General features: G+C 71.0%; 13 protein-coding genes. 11 read left to right on the plus strand and 2 right to left on the minus strand.

Annotated features, from left to right (window positions below):
* Positions 1-200: 200 nt before the first annotated feature.
* Together AB5J56_RS34290 and AB5J56_RS34295 are read right to left on the minus strand one after the other, a co-directional pair.
* Positions 201-1,391 carry an MFS transporter gene (locus AB5J56_RS34290; RefSeq protein ID WP_369238481.1) on the minus strand — a complete coding sequence of 397 codons (1,191 nt, stop codon included), beginning with the start codon at positions 1,389-1,391 and terminating at the stop codon, positions 201-203.
* Between the two features lie 92 nt (positions 1,392-1,483).
* A complete protein-coding gene (locus AB5J56_RS34295) occupies positions 1,484-2,683 on the minus strand; it encodes a serine hydrolase domain-containing protein (protein ID WP_369238483.1) in 1,200 nt (399 codons plus the stop codon).
* Positions 2,684-2,881: 198 nt separating this feature from the next.
* Here AB5J56_RS34295 and AB5J56_RS34300 point away from each other — a divergent pair, with 198 nt between their 5' ends.
* From AB5J56_RS34300 to AB5J56_RS34350, 11 genes are all read left to right on the plus strand, one after another.
* On the plus strand, positions 2,882-3,469 hold the full coding sequence (locus AB5J56_RS34300; RefSeq protein WP_369238485.1) for a TIGR03086 family metal-binding protein: 588 nt from the start codon (positions 2,882-2,884) through the stop codon (positions 3,467-3,469).
* Positions 3,470-3,565: 96 nt separating this feature from the next.
* Complete coding sequence (locus AB5J56_RS34305; protein WP_369238487.1) at positions 3,566-4,318, plus strand: MBL fold metallo-hydrolase; 753 nt, start codon at positions 3,566-3,568, stop codon at positions 4,316-4,318.
* Between the two features lie 159 nt (positions 4,319-4,477).
* Positions 4,478-5,134 (plus strand): GntR family transcriptional regulator, encoded by a 657-nt coding sequence (locus AB5J56_RS34310; protein ID WP_369238489.1) that lies wholly within the window; start codon positions 4,478-4,480, stop codon positions 5,132-5,134.
* Positions 5,131-6,039: a dihydrodipicolinate synthase family protein gene (locus tag AB5J56_RS34315; protein WP_369238491.1), complete on the plus strand. Its 909-nt coding sequence runs from the start codon at positions 5,131-5,133 to the stop codon at positions 6,037-6,039. Before AB5J56_RS34310 ends, AB5J56_RS34315 begins: the two co-directional genes overlap by 4 nt.
* The gene (gene araD / locus AB5J56_RS34320; RefSeq protein ID WP_369238493.1) at positions 6,036-7,757 is read left to right on the plus strand and encodes an L-arabinonate dehydratase; all 1,722 of its coding nucleotides are present in this window, start codon (positions 6,036-6,038) and stop codon (positions 7,755-7,757) included. The genes AB5J56_RS34315 and araD overlap by 4 nt, the downstream gene beginning before the upstream one ends.
* A gap of 88 nt (positions 7,758-7,845) precedes the next feature.
* Positions 7,846-8,781: a carbohydrate ABC transporter permease gene (locus AB5J56_RS34325; RefSeq protein WP_369238495.1), complete on the plus strand. Its 936-nt coding sequence runs from the start codon at positions 7,846-7,848 to the stop codon at positions 8,779-8,781.
* Positions 8,778-9,683 carry a carbohydrate ABC transporter permease gene (locus AB5J56_RS34330; RefSeq protein ID WP_369238497.1) on the plus strand — a complete coding sequence of 302 codons (906 nt, stop codon included), beginning with the start codon at positions 8,778-8,780 and terminating at the stop codon, positions 9,681-9,683. The genes AB5J56_RS34325 and AB5J56_RS34330 overlap by 4 nt, the downstream gene beginning before the upstream one ends.
* Positions 9,680-10,972 carry a polysaccharide lyase family 1 protein gene (locus AB5J56_RS34335; protein WP_369238499.1) on the plus strand — a complete coding sequence of 431 codons (1,293 nt, stop codon included), beginning with the start codon at positions 9,680-9,682 and terminating at the stop codon, positions 10,970-10,972. Before AB5J56_RS34330 ends, AB5J56_RS34335 begins: the two co-directional genes overlap by 4 nt.
* The gene (locus tag AB5J56_RS34340) at positions 10,969-12,156 is read left to right on the plus strand and encodes a Gfo/Idh/MocA family protein (protein ID WP_369238501.1); all 1,188 of its coding nucleotides are present in this window, start codon (positions 10,969-10,971) and stop codon (positions 12,154-12,156) included. Before AB5J56_RS34335 ends, AB5J56_RS34340 begins: the two co-directional genes overlap by 4 nt.
* Positions 12,153-12,995, plus strand: a complete 843-nt coding sequence (locus AB5J56_RS34345; RefSeq protein WP_369238503.1) for a PmoA family protein — start codon at positions 12,153-12,155, stop codon at positions 12,993-12,995. The genes AB5J56_RS34340 and AB5J56_RS34345 overlap by 4 nt, the downstream gene beginning before the upstream one ends.
* Positions 12,992-14,521, plus strand: coding sequence for a family 43 glycosylhydrolase (locus AB5J56_RS34350; protein ID WP_369238505.1), 1,530 nt, complete (start codon positions 12,992-12,994; stop codon positions 14,519-14,521). Before AB5J56_RS34345 ends, AB5J56_RS34350 begins: the two co-directional genes overlap by 4 nt.
* Position 14,522 lies beyond the last annotated feature (1 nt).

Below are 14,522 nucleotides of genomic sequence, written 5' to 3' on the forward strand. Positions count from 1 at the left end.
CATTTGATGTACCGGCACGGCCCCTTCCGTGCGTGGGCGGCTGCGGGCTGTCTTACCTGCGGGCAATCGTGCCGCTGGGGCGGCACGGGTGGGCGCAGGCGGCGCCTCGATAGCGCCGAGTTGCGCGGCCCACCCCCGCTCAGCACCGACCCCGGGTGACAAGGAAACAAGGGGTGACCGGGGTTTGCCCGCCCGGGCGGCTACCCCACGGGCACCCCGCCGTTGCGCAGCAGGGGTCGGAGGGTTGTCAGGGCGGTGAGGGACAGGAGGGGGAGGAGGAGGCGGTAGTCGAGGAGTTCGATGAGGGCCGCGCCTAGGGCCAGCCCCACGGCGTTCGGCGCGAAGAGCAGCGTGTTCGCGGTGGCGGCGGTACGCCCGACCAGCTCCGCCGGAGTCTCCCGCTGGACCGCGGTGAAGGTGGCGATGAGGACGCAGGGGAGACCGACGCCCCCGGCCGCGCTGCACGCGAGGACCACCGCGTCGCAGGGCACCGCGCGCAGCGCCACGGCCACCGCCGTGAGGGCGATGCCGTACGCCGCGAAGCGATGTTCGCCGAGGCGCCGCATGAGGGGCCCCGCGGCGAGGCCGACGGCCACGGACCCGGCGCCCTGGACGACGTAGAGGAGACCGACGTACGCGGGGCTGTGCCCGAGGCCCTCGGCGACGGCGTAGATCGCCGCCCCGTTGACCCCGGCGCAGAGCATCGTGCCGGCGCCGGCCGTCACCAGCGGCCGCAGGTGGCGGTGGCCCCGCAGGAAGCGGACGCCCGCCGCCGTCCGCTCGCGCCAGGCCGCGGTGTCCCGGGGAGGCGGGGGCTCGTGGACGCGCAGCATGGCGTACAGGCCGGCCGCCAGTGCGAACGTGACCGCGTCCAGCAGCGCCACCCGCGCGCCGCCGTACGCCGCGTACAGGCCCGCGCCGGCGAGCGGGGCCACCAGCTTCATGCCCTCGTTGGCCGTCATGCGCAGCCCGTTGAAGTCGCCGAGGAGGCGTTTGTCTACGGCCGAGGCGATCAGCGCCGACTCCGCCGCGTCGTGGACGACGCCCCCGGCCCCGTACACCAGGAGCACGGCGAAGAGGATCCACAGCCGTCCCGGGCTGTCGACGGCGAAGAGGGTCAGCAGGAGTCCGGCCAGGGCCAGGTTCGTGAGGATGAGGAGCGGGCGGCGGCGGGTGCGGTCCGCCACCGTGCCCAGGAGCGGGGCGATGAGCGTCGGAGCCCAGAGGGCGAAGGTGCAGAGGGCCGCGAGGCCGTCGGAGCCCGTCAGGTCCTTGACCCAGATGCCCGACGTCAGCCACATCGCCGACGAGCCGAAGCCGGAGACCACCACCCCGGCCAGGTACAAACCCGCGTTGCGGTCCCTGAGAACACGCGTCACCGTCCATGTCATGGCAGGTGATCGTGGTGCTAAGGCGGCCGTCCGGGGATCGGGCATGTGCCCTACAAACGCACAGGGCTTGGCAGCGGCCAGGCGTCAGGCGGTCAGTCCCGCAGCAGCGCGCACACGAAGTTCTCCTCCACTTCGCGGAGCTTCTTCAGCAGCTGCGGCTTCGATGCCTGGTTCACCTGGGTGGTGAGGGAGAACGTCAGTGACCGGCTTCCGTCGGGGGTCGCGGCGATCAGCTGGGTGTAGCCGGGGGTGTTCCCGGTGTGGCCCAGGACGACCCCGCATCGCGTGGCGTAGCGGAAGATCGCGGCCCCCACCTTGTTCTTTCCCGGGCCGGCCGGCTCCGAGGCGCCGTCGATCCAGCGGCGCTGCTCGTGCAGGGTCGACGGCGAGATCAGCGCCCCGCTCGCGTAGCCGCGGATGAACCTGGTCATGTCCTTCGGGGTGGAGACGATTCCGCCCGACGCCCACACTCCCGAGGCGCCGATCAGCTCGCTGACGTCCTCGGGCGCGGCCGACGGCTGGACGTCGTAGCCGTGCATGTACGGTTCCGGCATTTCAAAGCCCTGCGGGAGGCTGGTGCGGTGCAGGCCGAGCGGACGGTCGACGATCCGGCGCAGCAGCTGCTCGTAGCGTCGGCCGGTGACCGCTTCGGCCATCAGCGCGACGGCGATGTTGTCGGAGTTGGAGTACTGGTACCGCGAGCCGGGTCGGAACAGCAGCGGTTCGCCGGCCACGAAGTCGAGCAGGCGGCGGGAGTCGAAGCGGTGGTGCGGATCGGCGGTGATGATCCTGCCGAACTCCGGACTCCTGCTGTAGTCCGGCAGACCGCTGGTGTGCTGCAGCAGTTGACGCAGCGACACCGCGTGCCAAGCCTTCGGCAGCTCAGGCAGCCGTCGCCCGATGGTGTCGTCGAGGCCGAGCGCGCCCCGGTCCACGAGCCGCAGTGCCACGGCGCCGCTGAACGCCTTCGCCGTGCTGGCGATACGCATGTGGTCGGTCGGTTCGACGGGCCGGCCGCTGTCGAGGTCGGCGACCCCCGCCCGCACGATCCGCGACTCGTCGCCCCGCTGGAGCACGGCGATGACACCGGGCGGACCGTCCGGAGCGTGCACCAGCTGGTCGAGCTGTTTGTGCAGGGTGTGGTCCCTGTCGGCGCCGGTCGAGGCGGTATGAGCCGAGGAGGTGTCGGCCGGGGACGCGTCGGCCGGTGCGCAGACCGGGCCGGCCAGACAGGCGACGGCCAGTAGGGCACCGGCCGGCAGGCGCAGGTGCGGGACGCGGGGCAGCGGCATGGGATCTCCCGGGGCAGGCTGGGGGGCGGGGCAGATTCAGCATCTGCTCGCGCCCGGCGGGATGCCCGCGCCGCTGCTGCATGCGGCCTAAGCGGCCTCGGGGACGTGCGGTGTGTTTCCGTGTCGTCCGGGAGCGATGAGTTCCGGGCGCGTTTCGGGTCTGCCTCATGAGTGGAGACGAACTCTGAGGAGAAGCGGATGAGCGAGAAGACCCTCGACCTCGGGTCGCAGGCCCTGATCGTGGCGCGCCTTGCGGAGAACGTGACGGAGCAGCAGCTGGGAAACGTGACTCCGTGTCCGGAGTACGCGGTGCACCACATCCTGGGGCATCTGGGCGGGCTGGCCGTCGCCTTCCGGGACGCCGGGCGCAAGGATCTGGGGGCCACGACGGACACCAGTCCGCAGGCGTCCGTGCCGGACATCGCGCCCGGCTGGCGCGAGACCCTGCCGCAGGCGCTCGACGAGCTCGCCGAGGCCTGGCGTGACCCCGACGCCTGGACCGGTATGACCCGGGCGGGCGGGGTGACCCTGCCGGGCGCCGTCGGTGGTGCCGTCGCGGCCGACGAGCTGGTGGTGCACGGCTGGGATCTCGCGCGGGCCACCGGGCAGGAGTACGAGCCCGAGCCGGCCGCGCTGCAGGCGACGTACGGCTTCCTGGCCGCCGCGGCCGCGGAGCCGGGGGCCAGCCGTGGTCTCTTCGGGCCCGTCGTGTCCGTGCCGGACGACGCGCCCCTCCTCGACCGGGTGATCGGGCTCAGCGGGCGCGACCCCCACTGGAAGGCGTAGCGAGCATCCAAGTGCCTCTTCGAGTGACGCGGGCCTCCGAGCGAGCCCTCAGGTAATACGGAGGCGCCGCCCGGAGGGTTTTCGTACGCTCCCCGCATGTCTCTCGCCCTCACCGTCCTCGGCACCGCCTCCCCGCACCCGCAGCCCGGACTGCCGTGCTCGGGCTATCTGTTGAGCGGTGGAGGCGCCGAAGTGTGGGTCGACGCCGGGCCGGGGAGCTTCGCCGAGTTGCAGAGGCACACGGATCCGGCGCGACTGGACGCGATCTGGATCTCGCATCTGCACGCGGACCACTGCGGGGATCTGCTGTCCGCCGTGTACGGGCTCGCGTACGGCGGGCTCACCCCGGCCGCGCCCATTCCCGTGTACGCGCCCGCCGACTGCGCCCAGCGCCTCGCCGGGTTCTTCGGGCGTCCGGACGCCGGGTTCCTGAGCGGGGTTCTCGACTTCAGGACGCTGCACGACGGGCACACCGCCCGGCACGGCGACCTGTTCCTCACCTCCCGTGCCGTGCTGCACGACGTGGAGGCCTACGGGCTGCGGGCCGAGTGCGCGGGGCGGACGCTCGTGTACTCCGGGGACAGCGGGCCCTGCGACGCGCTCCTGCGACTCGCCGGTGGCGCCGACCTGTTCCTGTGCGAGGCCGACATCGACGAGCATCGCGATGGCGAACAGGTGCACCTGACTCCGGAGGAGGCCGGGGCCGCCGCGCGACTGGCGGGGGCGACGGAGTTGCTCGTCACCCATGTCGGGCCCACGCTCACCGTCGAGGTGGCAACCATCCGTGCGGCCAAGGCCTTTGGCGGGCCCACCGCCGCCGCCCGCGTGGGTGAGACGCGCGCCGTCTGAACGCAACTCCGACTTCGTTTGTCAGAAGCATTGACGAAACACGGCGCCGCTCCTACCTTCAACGCGTCGTACTTCGTACGTCATATATGAGACGCGATACGCGAGATCAGATACACGTCATCTGACTCGTGATCCGGCCGCGAGATCCGAGAGGCGCGCATGACCTCTGTGCCCACCCCGATCCCGTCCCGCACGCAGTTCGTGCTGGAGGGGATCAAACACCGCATCCTCACGGGGCAGTTGACCCCTGGGCAGGCTCTTGTCGAGACCGAGCTCGCCGCGCAGTTCGGTGTGTCGAAGACACCCGTCCGCGAGGCGCTCAAGACCCTGGCCGGCACCGGGCTCGTCGTGATGAACCAGTACAAGGGCGTCACGGTGCGCATGGTGGACGCGGACATGGCGCGCGAGGTGTACGACGTACGGCTGCTCCTCGAACCCGAGGCGCTGCGGCGGGCGGTGCGCCGCGGGTCCTCCCTGGACGCGGCGCGCGACGCGCTCGGCCGCTCCGACGAGGCCTCCGACACCGCCGAACGCTCCCTGGCCAACCGGGAGTTCCACCGCGCCCTGTACGTGACCTGCGGCAATCCGCTGCTCGGCCGCATGCTCGACGAGGTGCGGGACCAGGCCGCCCTGGTGTCCGCCGTGGCGTGGGCCGCGAATCCCTCCTGGGAGCGCGAGGCCACCGAGCACCGGGAGATCCTGCGGCTCGCCCTCGAAGGCGACGCCGACGGTGCCGCCGCCGCCCTGCACGCCCACATCGCGTCGTTCGTGCAACGGGCCTTCCCCGGGGCCCAGGAAGAGGATGGACAGGAATGACAGCGACGTACGAGACCCAGCGGGCGGCACTCGCCGAGGTCGTGGCCATCCCCGTGACTCCGTTCGCCGAGGACGGGTCGATCGACCGCGACACCCACCGGGCCCTGCTGCGTCGGCTGCTCGACGGAGGTGTCAGGACCCTCACGCCGAACGGCAACACCGGCGAGTTCTACGCCCTGACTCCCGAAGAGCGGCAGCTCGTCACGGAGTTGACCATCGAGGAGGCGGGGGAGAGGGCCGCCGTCGTGGTCGGCGTCGGGCATGACGTGCCGACCGCCGTCGCCTCGGCGCGGCACGCCCGCGAGCATGGTGCGGAGCTGGTGATGGTGCATCAGCCCGTCCATCCGTATGTGTCGGAGGCGGGTTGGGTCGACTACCACCGGGCGATCGCCGAGGCCGTGCCCGAGCTGGGCGTCGTCCCCTACATCCGCAACGCGCAGCTCAGCGGCGCCCGGCTCGCCGAACTCGCCGACCACTGCCCCAATGTCGTCGGCGTGAAGTACGCCGTGCCGGACGCCGCGCGCTTCGCCGCCTTCGCGCGGGACGCGGGTCTGGAACGGTTCGTGTGGGTGGCCGGGCTCGCCGAGCCGTACGCGCCCTCGTACTTCTCCGCCGGTGCCACCGGCTTCACCTCGGGGCTGGTGAACGTCGCCCCGTCCGTTTCGCTGAACATGATCGAAGCGCTTCGATCCGGCGACTACCCGGCCGCCATGAAGGTCTGGGAGCAGATCCGCCGCTTCGAGGAACTCCGCGCCGCGAACGCTTCCGCCAACAACGTCACCGTGGTGAAGGAGGCGCTCGCCTCGCTCGGCCTGTGCCGCCGCGACGTGCGCGCCCCGAGCAAGCCGCTGCCGCAGGACGAGCGGGCCGAAGTCGCCGCCATCGCGGCCGGGTGGTCCATATGAAGAGCCCCGAGGAGTTCAGAAGCCACCAGTGGTACGGCACAGAGGGGCTGCGCTCCTTCAGTCACCGGGCCCGGACGCGGCAGCTCGGCTATCTGCCCGAGGAGCACCTCGGCAAGCCGGTCATCGCGATCCTCAACACCTGGAGTGACATCAACCCGTGCCACGTCCACCTGCGCGACCGTGCGCAGGCCGTGAAGCGGGGAGTGTGGCAGGCCGGGGGCTTCCCGCTCGAGTTCCCGGTCTCCACGCTCAGCGAGACCTTCCAGAAGCCGACCCCGATGCTCTACCGCAACATGCTCGCGATGGAGACCGAGGAACTGCTGCGGTCCTATCCGGTGGACGGCGCCGTGCTCATGGGCGGCTGCGACAAGTCGACGCCCGCGCTGCTGATGGGTGCGGCGAGTGTCGATCTGCCCGCCGTCTTCGTGCCCGCCGGGCCGATGCTGCCCGGTCACTGGCGAGGCGAGGTCCTCGGCTCCGGCACCGACATGTGGAAGTACTGGGACGACAAGCGCGCAGGACTCATCGGCGACTGCGAGATGACCGAGCTGGAGAGCGGGCTCGCCCGGTCGCCGGGGCACTGCATGACCATGGGTACGGCGTCCACGCTGACCGCCGCCGCCGAGGCGCTCGGGGTGACCGTGCCGGGGGCGTCGAGCATTCCCGCCGTCGACTCCGGGCACGACCGCATGGCCGCGGCCGCCGGGCTCAGGATCGTCGAACTCGTGCGCCAGGACCGGAAGTTGTCGGACATCCTGACGGCAGAGGCGTTCGAGGACGCCGTGACGACCGTCCTCGGCCTCGGCGGCTCGACGAACGCCGTCATCCATCTGATCGCCATGGCGGGCCGCGCCGGCGTCACCCTCACGCTCGACGACTTCGACCGCATCGCGCGGACCGTGCCGGTGCTCGCCAACGTACGGCCCGGCGGGCAGACGTACCTGATGGAGGACTTCCACTTCGCCGGCGGCCTCCCCGGGTTCCTGTCCCGGATCACCGACCTGCTGCACCTGGACCGCCCGACGGTCTCCCACGACACCCTGCGCGAACAGCTCTCGACCGCGCAGGTGCACAACGACGACGTCATCCGCACCCGGGACAACCCCGTCGCGAGCGAGGGCGGCGTCGCCGTCCTGCGCGGCAACCTCTGCCCCGACGGCGCCGTCATCAAGCACATCTCCGCCGAACCGCACCTGCTCAAGCACACCGGTTCCGCAGTTGTCTTCGACGACTACCGGGCGATGCAGCGGACCATCAACGACCCGGAGCTGGGCATCACCGCGGACAGCGTCCTGGTGCTGCGCAACGCCGGACCCAAGGGCGGCCCCGGCATGCCCGAGTACGGCATGCTCCCGATCCCCGACCACCTGCTCAAGCAGGGCGTACGGGACATGGTGCGGATCTCCGACGCCCGGATGAGCGGCACGAGTTACGGCGCCTGTGTGCTGCACGTGGCACCGGAGTCGTACGTGGGCGGACCGCTCGCCCTGGTGCGGACCGGCGACACGATCACCCTCGACGTCGAGGGACGGTCGCTCCAACTCAACGTGGACGACGCGGAGTTGGAGCGGCGCAGGGCGGAGTGGACGCCGCCGCCCGAGCGGTACGAGCGCGGCTACGGGGCGCTCTACAACGAGCAGATCGCCCAGGCGGACACCGGCTGCGACTTCGAGTTCCTCGCGCGGCCCGGCAAGGTCCAGGACCCGTACGCGGGCTGAACGAACATCCTCGGTCGCCCTTTCTTTTGGCCGAGATATCGAACGATGCTCGGAAAGCGCTTCACTCGCACGAGAACGGAGAAGAGTCATGGCCCAAGCCGCAGCCGTGGCGAAACAGCCCGCGCCACCCCGGCGGCGCCGTGGCTCCGCGACGCCCCGCAAGCTCCCGTATCTGCTGATCGCCCCCGCGGGCCTGCTGATGCTGGGCTTCATCGCCTACCCCGTCATCAGCGTCTTCTACTACAGCCTGCGCAACTACAACCCCACCAAGCCGTGGCGCAACGGCTACGTGGGCTTCGACAACTTCGTGCACGCCTTCACCGACGACCCCCAGTTCTGGGACACGCTGACCTTCAGCGCCAAGTGGGTCGTGGCGGAAGTCGGGTTGCAGCTGCTGTTCGGGCTCGCGCTCGCCCTCATCGTCAACCAGACCTTCGTGGGACGGGCCGTCGGCCGCGCCATGGTGTTCTCGCCGTGGGCCGTCTCCGGCGTGCTGACCTCTGCGATCTGGGTGCTGCTCTACAACTCCCAGACGGGCATCACCCGTTACCTGGCCGACATGGGCATCGGCGAGTACGGCACCAGCTGGCTGTCGGACCCCTCCACCGTCTTCCCGGCCGCCATCGTCGCCGACCTGTGGCGCGGTGTCCCCTTCTTCGCGATCCTGATCCTCGCCGACCTCCAGTCCGTCTCCAAGGATCTCTACGAGGCCGCCGAGGTCGACGGCGCCAGCCGTCTCAAGCAGTTCCTGCACATCACGCTGCCGCACCTGAAGGACGCCATCGTCCTGTCGACGCTGCTGCGCGCGGTCTGGGAGTTCAACAACGTCGACCTGCTCTACACCCTGACCGGCGGCGGACCCGCGGGCGAGACGACCACGCTTCCGCTCTACGTCGCCAACACCAGTGTCGAGGCACACAACTTCGGCTACGCGTCGGCCCTGACCACCGTCGCGTTCGTGATTCTGCTCTTCTGCTCGATCGTCTACCTGCGGCTGAGCAAGTTCGGAGGTGGAGACAAGTGATCACCAAGGACGCCGAGATCAGCGACGCTCCGGCGGTACCCGCCCCGGTGGCCGAGGCGCCCCGGCACAGCTCGCGCAAGAACCGGCGCGCCTGGGACGAGGTCCCGCGCTGGCAGATCTACCTCCCGCTCTCGATCTACCTGCTCTTCACCCTGATCCCCTTCTACTGGATCCTGCTGTTCGCGCTGCGCCCGACCGGCTCGACCTCGCTCGTGCCGTGGCCCATGACCTTCGAGCACTTCGACAAGGTGTGGACCGAGCGGAGCTTCGGGACCTACTTCCAGAACAGCGTGCTCATCGGTGTCGCCACCCTCGTGATGACCACCGTCATCGCGCTGGCCGGCGGATACGCACTCGCCCGCTTCGACTTCAGGATCAAGCGTGCCTTCATGCTGGCGCTGCTCTGCTCGCAGTTCGTGCCGGGCGCCCTGATGCTGGTGCCGCTCTTCCAGATCTTCGCCAAGCTGCAGATGATCAACTCGCTGGGCAGTGTCATCATCGCCGAGACGGTCTTTCAGCTGCCGCTGTCGATGATCCTGATCAGCGGCTTCATCAGGAACGTCCCGCCGTCGCTGGAGGAGGCCGCCTGGGTCGACGGCTGCAACCGCTTCAAGGCGTTCCGGATCGTCGTGCTCCCGCTGCTGCGGCCCGGGCTGATCGCTGTCGGCTCGTTCGCCTTCGTGCACGCCTGGAACCACTTCCTGTTCGCCCTGATGTTCCTCAGCGACCAGAGCAAGCAGACCATCCCCGTCGGCCTCAACACCCTGATGAGCGCGGACAGCGTCGACCTGGGCGCGCTCGCCGCGGGCGGCATCATCGCCGCCGTACCCGTCGTCATCGTCTTCGCCTTCATCCAGAAGTGGCTGATCACCGGCTTCAGCGCAGGGGCGGTGAAGGGATGAGAAGGATCCTCCAAGTCGCCGCAGTCACCGGCCTGTTGGGGCTCGCCCTGGGCGTCCCGGCCGGCGCCGACGCCCGTGACATCAGCCGTGACACCCTGGCCGCGGACGACGGCTGGGCCGCAGCCGGCGGCGGCACCACCGGAGGCGCCGCCGCCGATGAAGCCCACGTCCACACCGTGACGAGCCGCGCCGAGCTGGTCCGCGCCCTCGACGGCGGCAGTGCCACCCCGAAGATCATCAAGATCGCGGGGACGATCGACGCCAACACGGACGACGACGGCCACCACCTGGACTGCGACGACTACGCGACCGGCGGCTACACCGTCAAGAAGTACCTGGCCGCCCACGACCCGCGCACCTGGGGCTCCGCCAAGCCCGGCGGCCCCCAGGAGGAGGCCCGCCAGGCGTCCGCCGCAGCCCAGGCCTCCCGCGTCGAACTGCTCGTCGGCTCCAACACCACGATCGTCGGCCTCAAGAACGCCGTACTGAAGGGCGCGAGCCTCCAGGTCAAGAACGCGGACAACGTCATCGTCCGCAACCTCGAACTCCGTGACGCCTACGACTGCTTCCCCGTCTGGCAGCCCAACACCGGAGGCCTCGGCGACTGGAAGACGTCGTACGACACCCTGTGGCTCAGCGGCGCCACCCATGTGTGGGTCGACCACATCACCGCGAGCGACAAGGGGCACCCGGACGCCGAGGAGCCCTTCTACTTCGCACGCAACTACCTGCGCCACGACGGGCTGTTGGACATCACCGGCGGCTCCGACCTGGTCACCGTCTCCTGGAGCCGGTTCGCCGACCACGACAAGGCGATGCTCATCGGCAACAGCGACTCGGCGACCGGTGACCGCGGCAAGCTCCGTGTCACGCTGCACCACAACGAGTTCGAGTCCGTCGTGCAGCGCGCGCCGCGCGTCCGGTTCGGCCAGGTCCACGTGTACAACAACCGGTATGTCGTGCCCGAAGGCTCCGAATACCGCTACTCGCTGGGCGTCTCCACCGAGTCGGTGGTCTACGCCGAGAACAACGCCTTCACCACGCCGGCCCACGTCGAGGTCGCCGATCTCGTGAAGAGCTGGAACGGCACGGCCCTGCACCAGACCGGGACGCTCTTCAACGGCTTCCCCGTCGACCTGCTGTCCATCTACAACGCATACAACTCCGGCAGCGAGCGCGACCTGACCGCCGACGTCGGCTGGACGCCCCCGCTCCACGGCCGGATCGACAGTGCCCGGCAGGCCGACCACGACGTCGAGCGCGGAGCGGGCGCGGGGAGGATCCCATGACCACCACACCACTGTCCCTCGTGCTCGCGGGCGCCCGCGGCCACGGCCGCTGGCATCTGGACAACATCCGCCGCCTCCAGCACAAGGGCCTCGTACGGCTCGCGGGCATCTGCGAGTTGACTCCGCTGAGCGAGGAGGAGCTGGACGGTTTCGACGCGGTGGAGCAGTCCGCCGACTTCGGCGCCCTCCTCGACTCCACCGGCGCCGCGGTCGCCGTGATCTGCACGCCCATCCCCACCCACACCGACCTCGCGCTCGTCGCGGCCGGCAAGGGCGTACACCTGCTGCTGGAGAAGCCGCCCGCGCCGTCGTACGCCGAGTTCCGGCGGATGGCCGACGGAGTGGCCGCCGCCGGAGTGGTCTGCCAGATCGGCTTCCAGTCGCTCGGCTCGCAAGCCGTGCCCGCGATCCGGCAGCTGATCGCCGAGGGCGCGCTCGGCACGGTGACCGGGATCGGCGGCGCCGGGGCCTGGGCGCGCGACGAGGCGTACTACCGGCGGGCGCCCTGGGCGGGCCGGCGGCGTCTGAACGGGGCCGACGTGATCGACGGGGTGCTGACCAACCCCCTCGCGCACGCCGTGGCCACCGCCCTCGCGCTGCACGGCTCCACCCGCGCCGAGGACGTCGCCGGGATCGAGACCGAGCTGCTGCGCGCCAACGACATCGAGTCCGACGACACCTCCTGCGTCCGCGTGACGACGAAGGACGGCGGACGCGTCACCGTCGCCGCGACCCTCTGCGCCGAGCAGCCGGGCGAGCCGTACGTCGTCGTGCACGGCAGCCGCGGGCGGATCACCTTCTGGTACAAGCAGGACCGCGTGCTCGTCCAGCGCTCCGGGCACGGCCCCGAGGAGATCGAGTACGGCAGGACGGACCTGCTGGAGAACCTCGTCGGACATCTGACGGACGGCACCGCACTGCTGGTCGAACCCGACGCGACGGGCGCTTTCATGAAGGTCGTCGAAGCGATCCGGCAGGCGCCCGACCCGGTGGCGCTGCCCGCCGACGCCTGGCGGTACGCGACCGGTGAGAGTCGCCGTGTCGTCCCCGGCATCGACGGACTCGTCGCGGCTGCCGCCGACACCCTCACCCTCTACTCCGAGCTGGGCGCCCGCTGGGCGCTCCCGGGGGCCGCACCGCGGTCGGCGACGCAGGCTCTGCGCGGCGAGGTGAGCACCCGATGAACAACGAGTCGCTCGTCCTGTTCGTCGCGGGCCGCCCGGTCGGCCGCTACATCACCCGGCCCGAACTGCCGCCGAGGCTCTCCCCGCGCCCCCACCTGCACCCCGTCACCACCCTGGCCGGCACGGCTGTCACCGAACTCAGCCCCGCCGACCACATACACCACCTCGGCGTCGGTGTGGCCGTACCCGACGTCGAGGGGCACAACTTCTGGGGCGGCCGCACCTATGTGCGCGGTCAGGGCCCCACCGAGCTCGACAACCACGGCGCGCAGCGGCACACCGCCTTCCAGCTGCGCGACCCGGACGGCTTCGTCGAGGAGCTGCGCTGGATGGCCGCGGGCGGCGAGCTGCTGCGCGAGCGGCGCACCGTCGCCGCGACCGAACTCACCGAGTCCGCCTGGGCGTTGGACTTCACCTTCTCGCTCACCAACACCACAGCAGATGACCTGTCGATCGGCAGCCCCGCGACGAACGGGCGCCTGGGCGCGGCATACGGCGGCTTCTTCTGGCGGGCCCGCAAGGAGGCAGGGGAGCCGCGTGTGTTCACCGCCGCCGCCGAGGGCGAGGAGGCGGTGCACGGCAATCGCGCCGACTGGCTCGCCCTGGCGGGCGCCACCTGGACGCTCGTCTTCGCCGGCGCCACCGAACCCACCCGCCGCGACCCGTGGTTCGTGCGTACCGCGGAGTACCCGGGCGTCGGCTCGTCGCTCGCCCACGGTGAGCGGCTGCCGATTCCGGCCGGGGAGACCGTCGTACGCCGGATCGTCACCGTCGTCGCGGACGGTTGTCTCGACCGGGCCGGGGCGGCGGCTCTCGTCCGCAAGGCGGTGAGCCCGTGATCGCCTCGTCCGACCTGGGGGACGGGACCTACCGCAACCCCGTCCTCGACGCCGACTGGTCCGACCCCGACGTCCTGCGCGTCGGCGACGACTTCTACATGACCGCCTCCAGCTTCGGCCGGGCGCCGGGCCTGCCGCTGCTGCACTCCCGCGATCTGGTGAACTGGTCCCTCGTCGGGCACGCGCTCCAACTCCTGGAGCCCGCCGCCGAGTTCAGGAAGCCACGGCACGACTGCGGGGTCTGGGCACCCTCGTTGCGCCACCACGACGACCGGTTCTGGATCTTCTGGGGCGACCCGGACCAGGGCGTCTTCCAGGTCAACGCCCGTGAGATACGCGGACCGTGGACCCGTCCGCACCTCGTCAAGGCCGGCAAGGGGCTCATCGACGCCTGCCCGCTGTGGGACGCGGAGACCGGCGAGGCGTATCTCGTGCACGCCTGGGCCAAGTCCCGCTCCGGGGTCAAGAACCGGCTCACCGGGCATCGCATGCGGCCCGACGGCACCGGACTGCTCGACGAGGGCAAGGTGATCGTCGACGGCGACCTGATACCGGGGTGGTTCACGCTCGAAGGCCCCAAGGTCTACCGGCACGACGGCTGGTTCTGGATCCTCGCGCCCGCCGGGGGAGTGGAGACCGGCTGGCAGGGCGCCTTCCGCTCGCGCGGCTTCTTCGGCCCGTACGAGGAACGGATCGTGCTGGAGCAGGGCGACACCGACGTCAACGGCCCTCACCAAGGCGGCTGGGTGCGCACTCAGACCGGCGAGGACTGGTTCCTGCACTTCCAGGCCAGGGGCGCCTACGGGCGGGTCGTCCACCTCCAGCCGATGCGCTGGGACACCGGCGGCTGGCCGGTGCTCGGCGACGAGGGCGCCCCCGTCGCCGTACACAGGAAGCCGGATCTGCCGCGGCAGCCGCTCTCCGCACCCGCCACCGACGACGGGTTCCCCGGCGGCCGCTACGGGCGCCAGTGGCAGTGGACCGCCAACCCGCAGGACGGCTGGGCCACCCATCACTCGGCGGACGGACTGCGGCTGACCTGCGTGAGGACGGCGGACGCGGACGACCTGCGCAAGCTGCCGGGCGTCCTCACCCAGCGACTGCCCGGTACCCCCTGCACCGTCGAGGTGGAGCTGCGGCTGCACAGCGAGGAGGCCGGCGCCCGGGCCGGACTCGCCGTGCTGGGCGATGCGTTCAGCTGGATCGGGCTCCAGCGGGGGAGCGACGGGTCTGTGCAGCTCGTGCACCGGTTCGCCGAGTCCGTCGCCGACCGGGAACGGGACGCCGCACCTCCGCGGCTCGCGCCCGAGGGGCGGGCCCGGCTGTGGATCGAGATCGGCGCGGGGGCGCGCTGCCGTTTCTCCTACGACGTCGGTGACGGCCGGGGCCGCTCGGGCCCCGTCTTCGCCGCCACCCCCTGGCGCTGGGTCGGCGCCCTGCTCGGGCTCTTCGCGCTCGCGCCCGTCGGCGGGGGCCACGCCGGCGCGGCCACGTTCACGCAGTTCCGCATCACCGCGACCCCCTGAG

Origin of the sequence: Streptomyces sp. R21 (assembly GCF_041051975.1) — a bacterium.
Lineage (GTDB): Bacteria > Actinomycetota > Actinomycetes > Streptomycetales > Streptomycetaceae > Streptomyces.

Excerpts from the sequence above, each read along its gene's own strand:
- AB5J56_RS34290 (WP_369238481.1), bottom strand. The coding sequence starts at position 1,391 with ATGACATGGACGGTGACGCGTGTTCTCAGGGACCGCAACGCGGGTTTG.
- AB5J56_RS34295 (WP_369238483.1), bottom strand. The coding sequence starts at position 2,683 with ATGCCGCTGCCCCGCGTCCCGCACCTGCGCCTGCCGGCCGGTGCCCTA.
- AB5J56_RS34300 (WP_369238485.1), top strand. The coding sequence starts at position 2,882 with ATGAGCGAGAAGACCCTCGACCTCGGGTCGCAGGCCCTGATCGTGGCG.
- AB5J56_RS34305 (WP_369238487.1), top strand. The coding sequence starts at position 3,566 with ATGTCTCTCGCCCTCACCGTCCTCGGCACCGCCTCCCCGCACCCGCAG.
- AB5J56_RS34310 (WP_369238489.1), top strand. The coding sequence starts at position 4,478 with ATGACCTCTGTGCCCACCCCGATCCCGTCCCGCACGCAGTTCGTGCTG.
- AB5J56_RS34315 (WP_369238491.1), top strand. The coding sequence starts at position 5,131 with ATGACAGCGACGTACGAGACCCAGCGGGCGGCACTCGCCGAGGTCGTG.
- araD (WP_369238493.1), top strand. The coding sequence starts at position 6,036 with ATGAAGAGCCCCGAGGAGTTCAGAAGCCACCAGTGGTACGGCACAGAG.
- AB5J56_RS34325 (WP_369238495.1), top strand. The coding sequence starts at position 7,846 with ATGGCCCAAGCCGCAGCCGTGGCGAAACAGCCCGCGCCACCCCGGCGG.
- AB5J56_RS34335 (WP_369238499.1), top strand. The coding sequence starts at position 9,680 with ATGAGAAGGATCCTCCAAGTCGCCGCAGTCACCGGCCTGTTGGGGCTC.
- AB5J56_RS34340 (WP_369238501.1), top strand. The coding sequence starts at position 10,969 with ATGACCACCACACCACTGTCCCTCGTGCTCGCGGGCGCCCGCGGCCAC.
- AB5J56_RS34345 (WP_369238503.1), top strand. The coding sequence starts at position 12,153 with ATGAACAACGAGTCGCTCGTCCTGTTCGTCGCGGGCCGCCCGGTCGGC.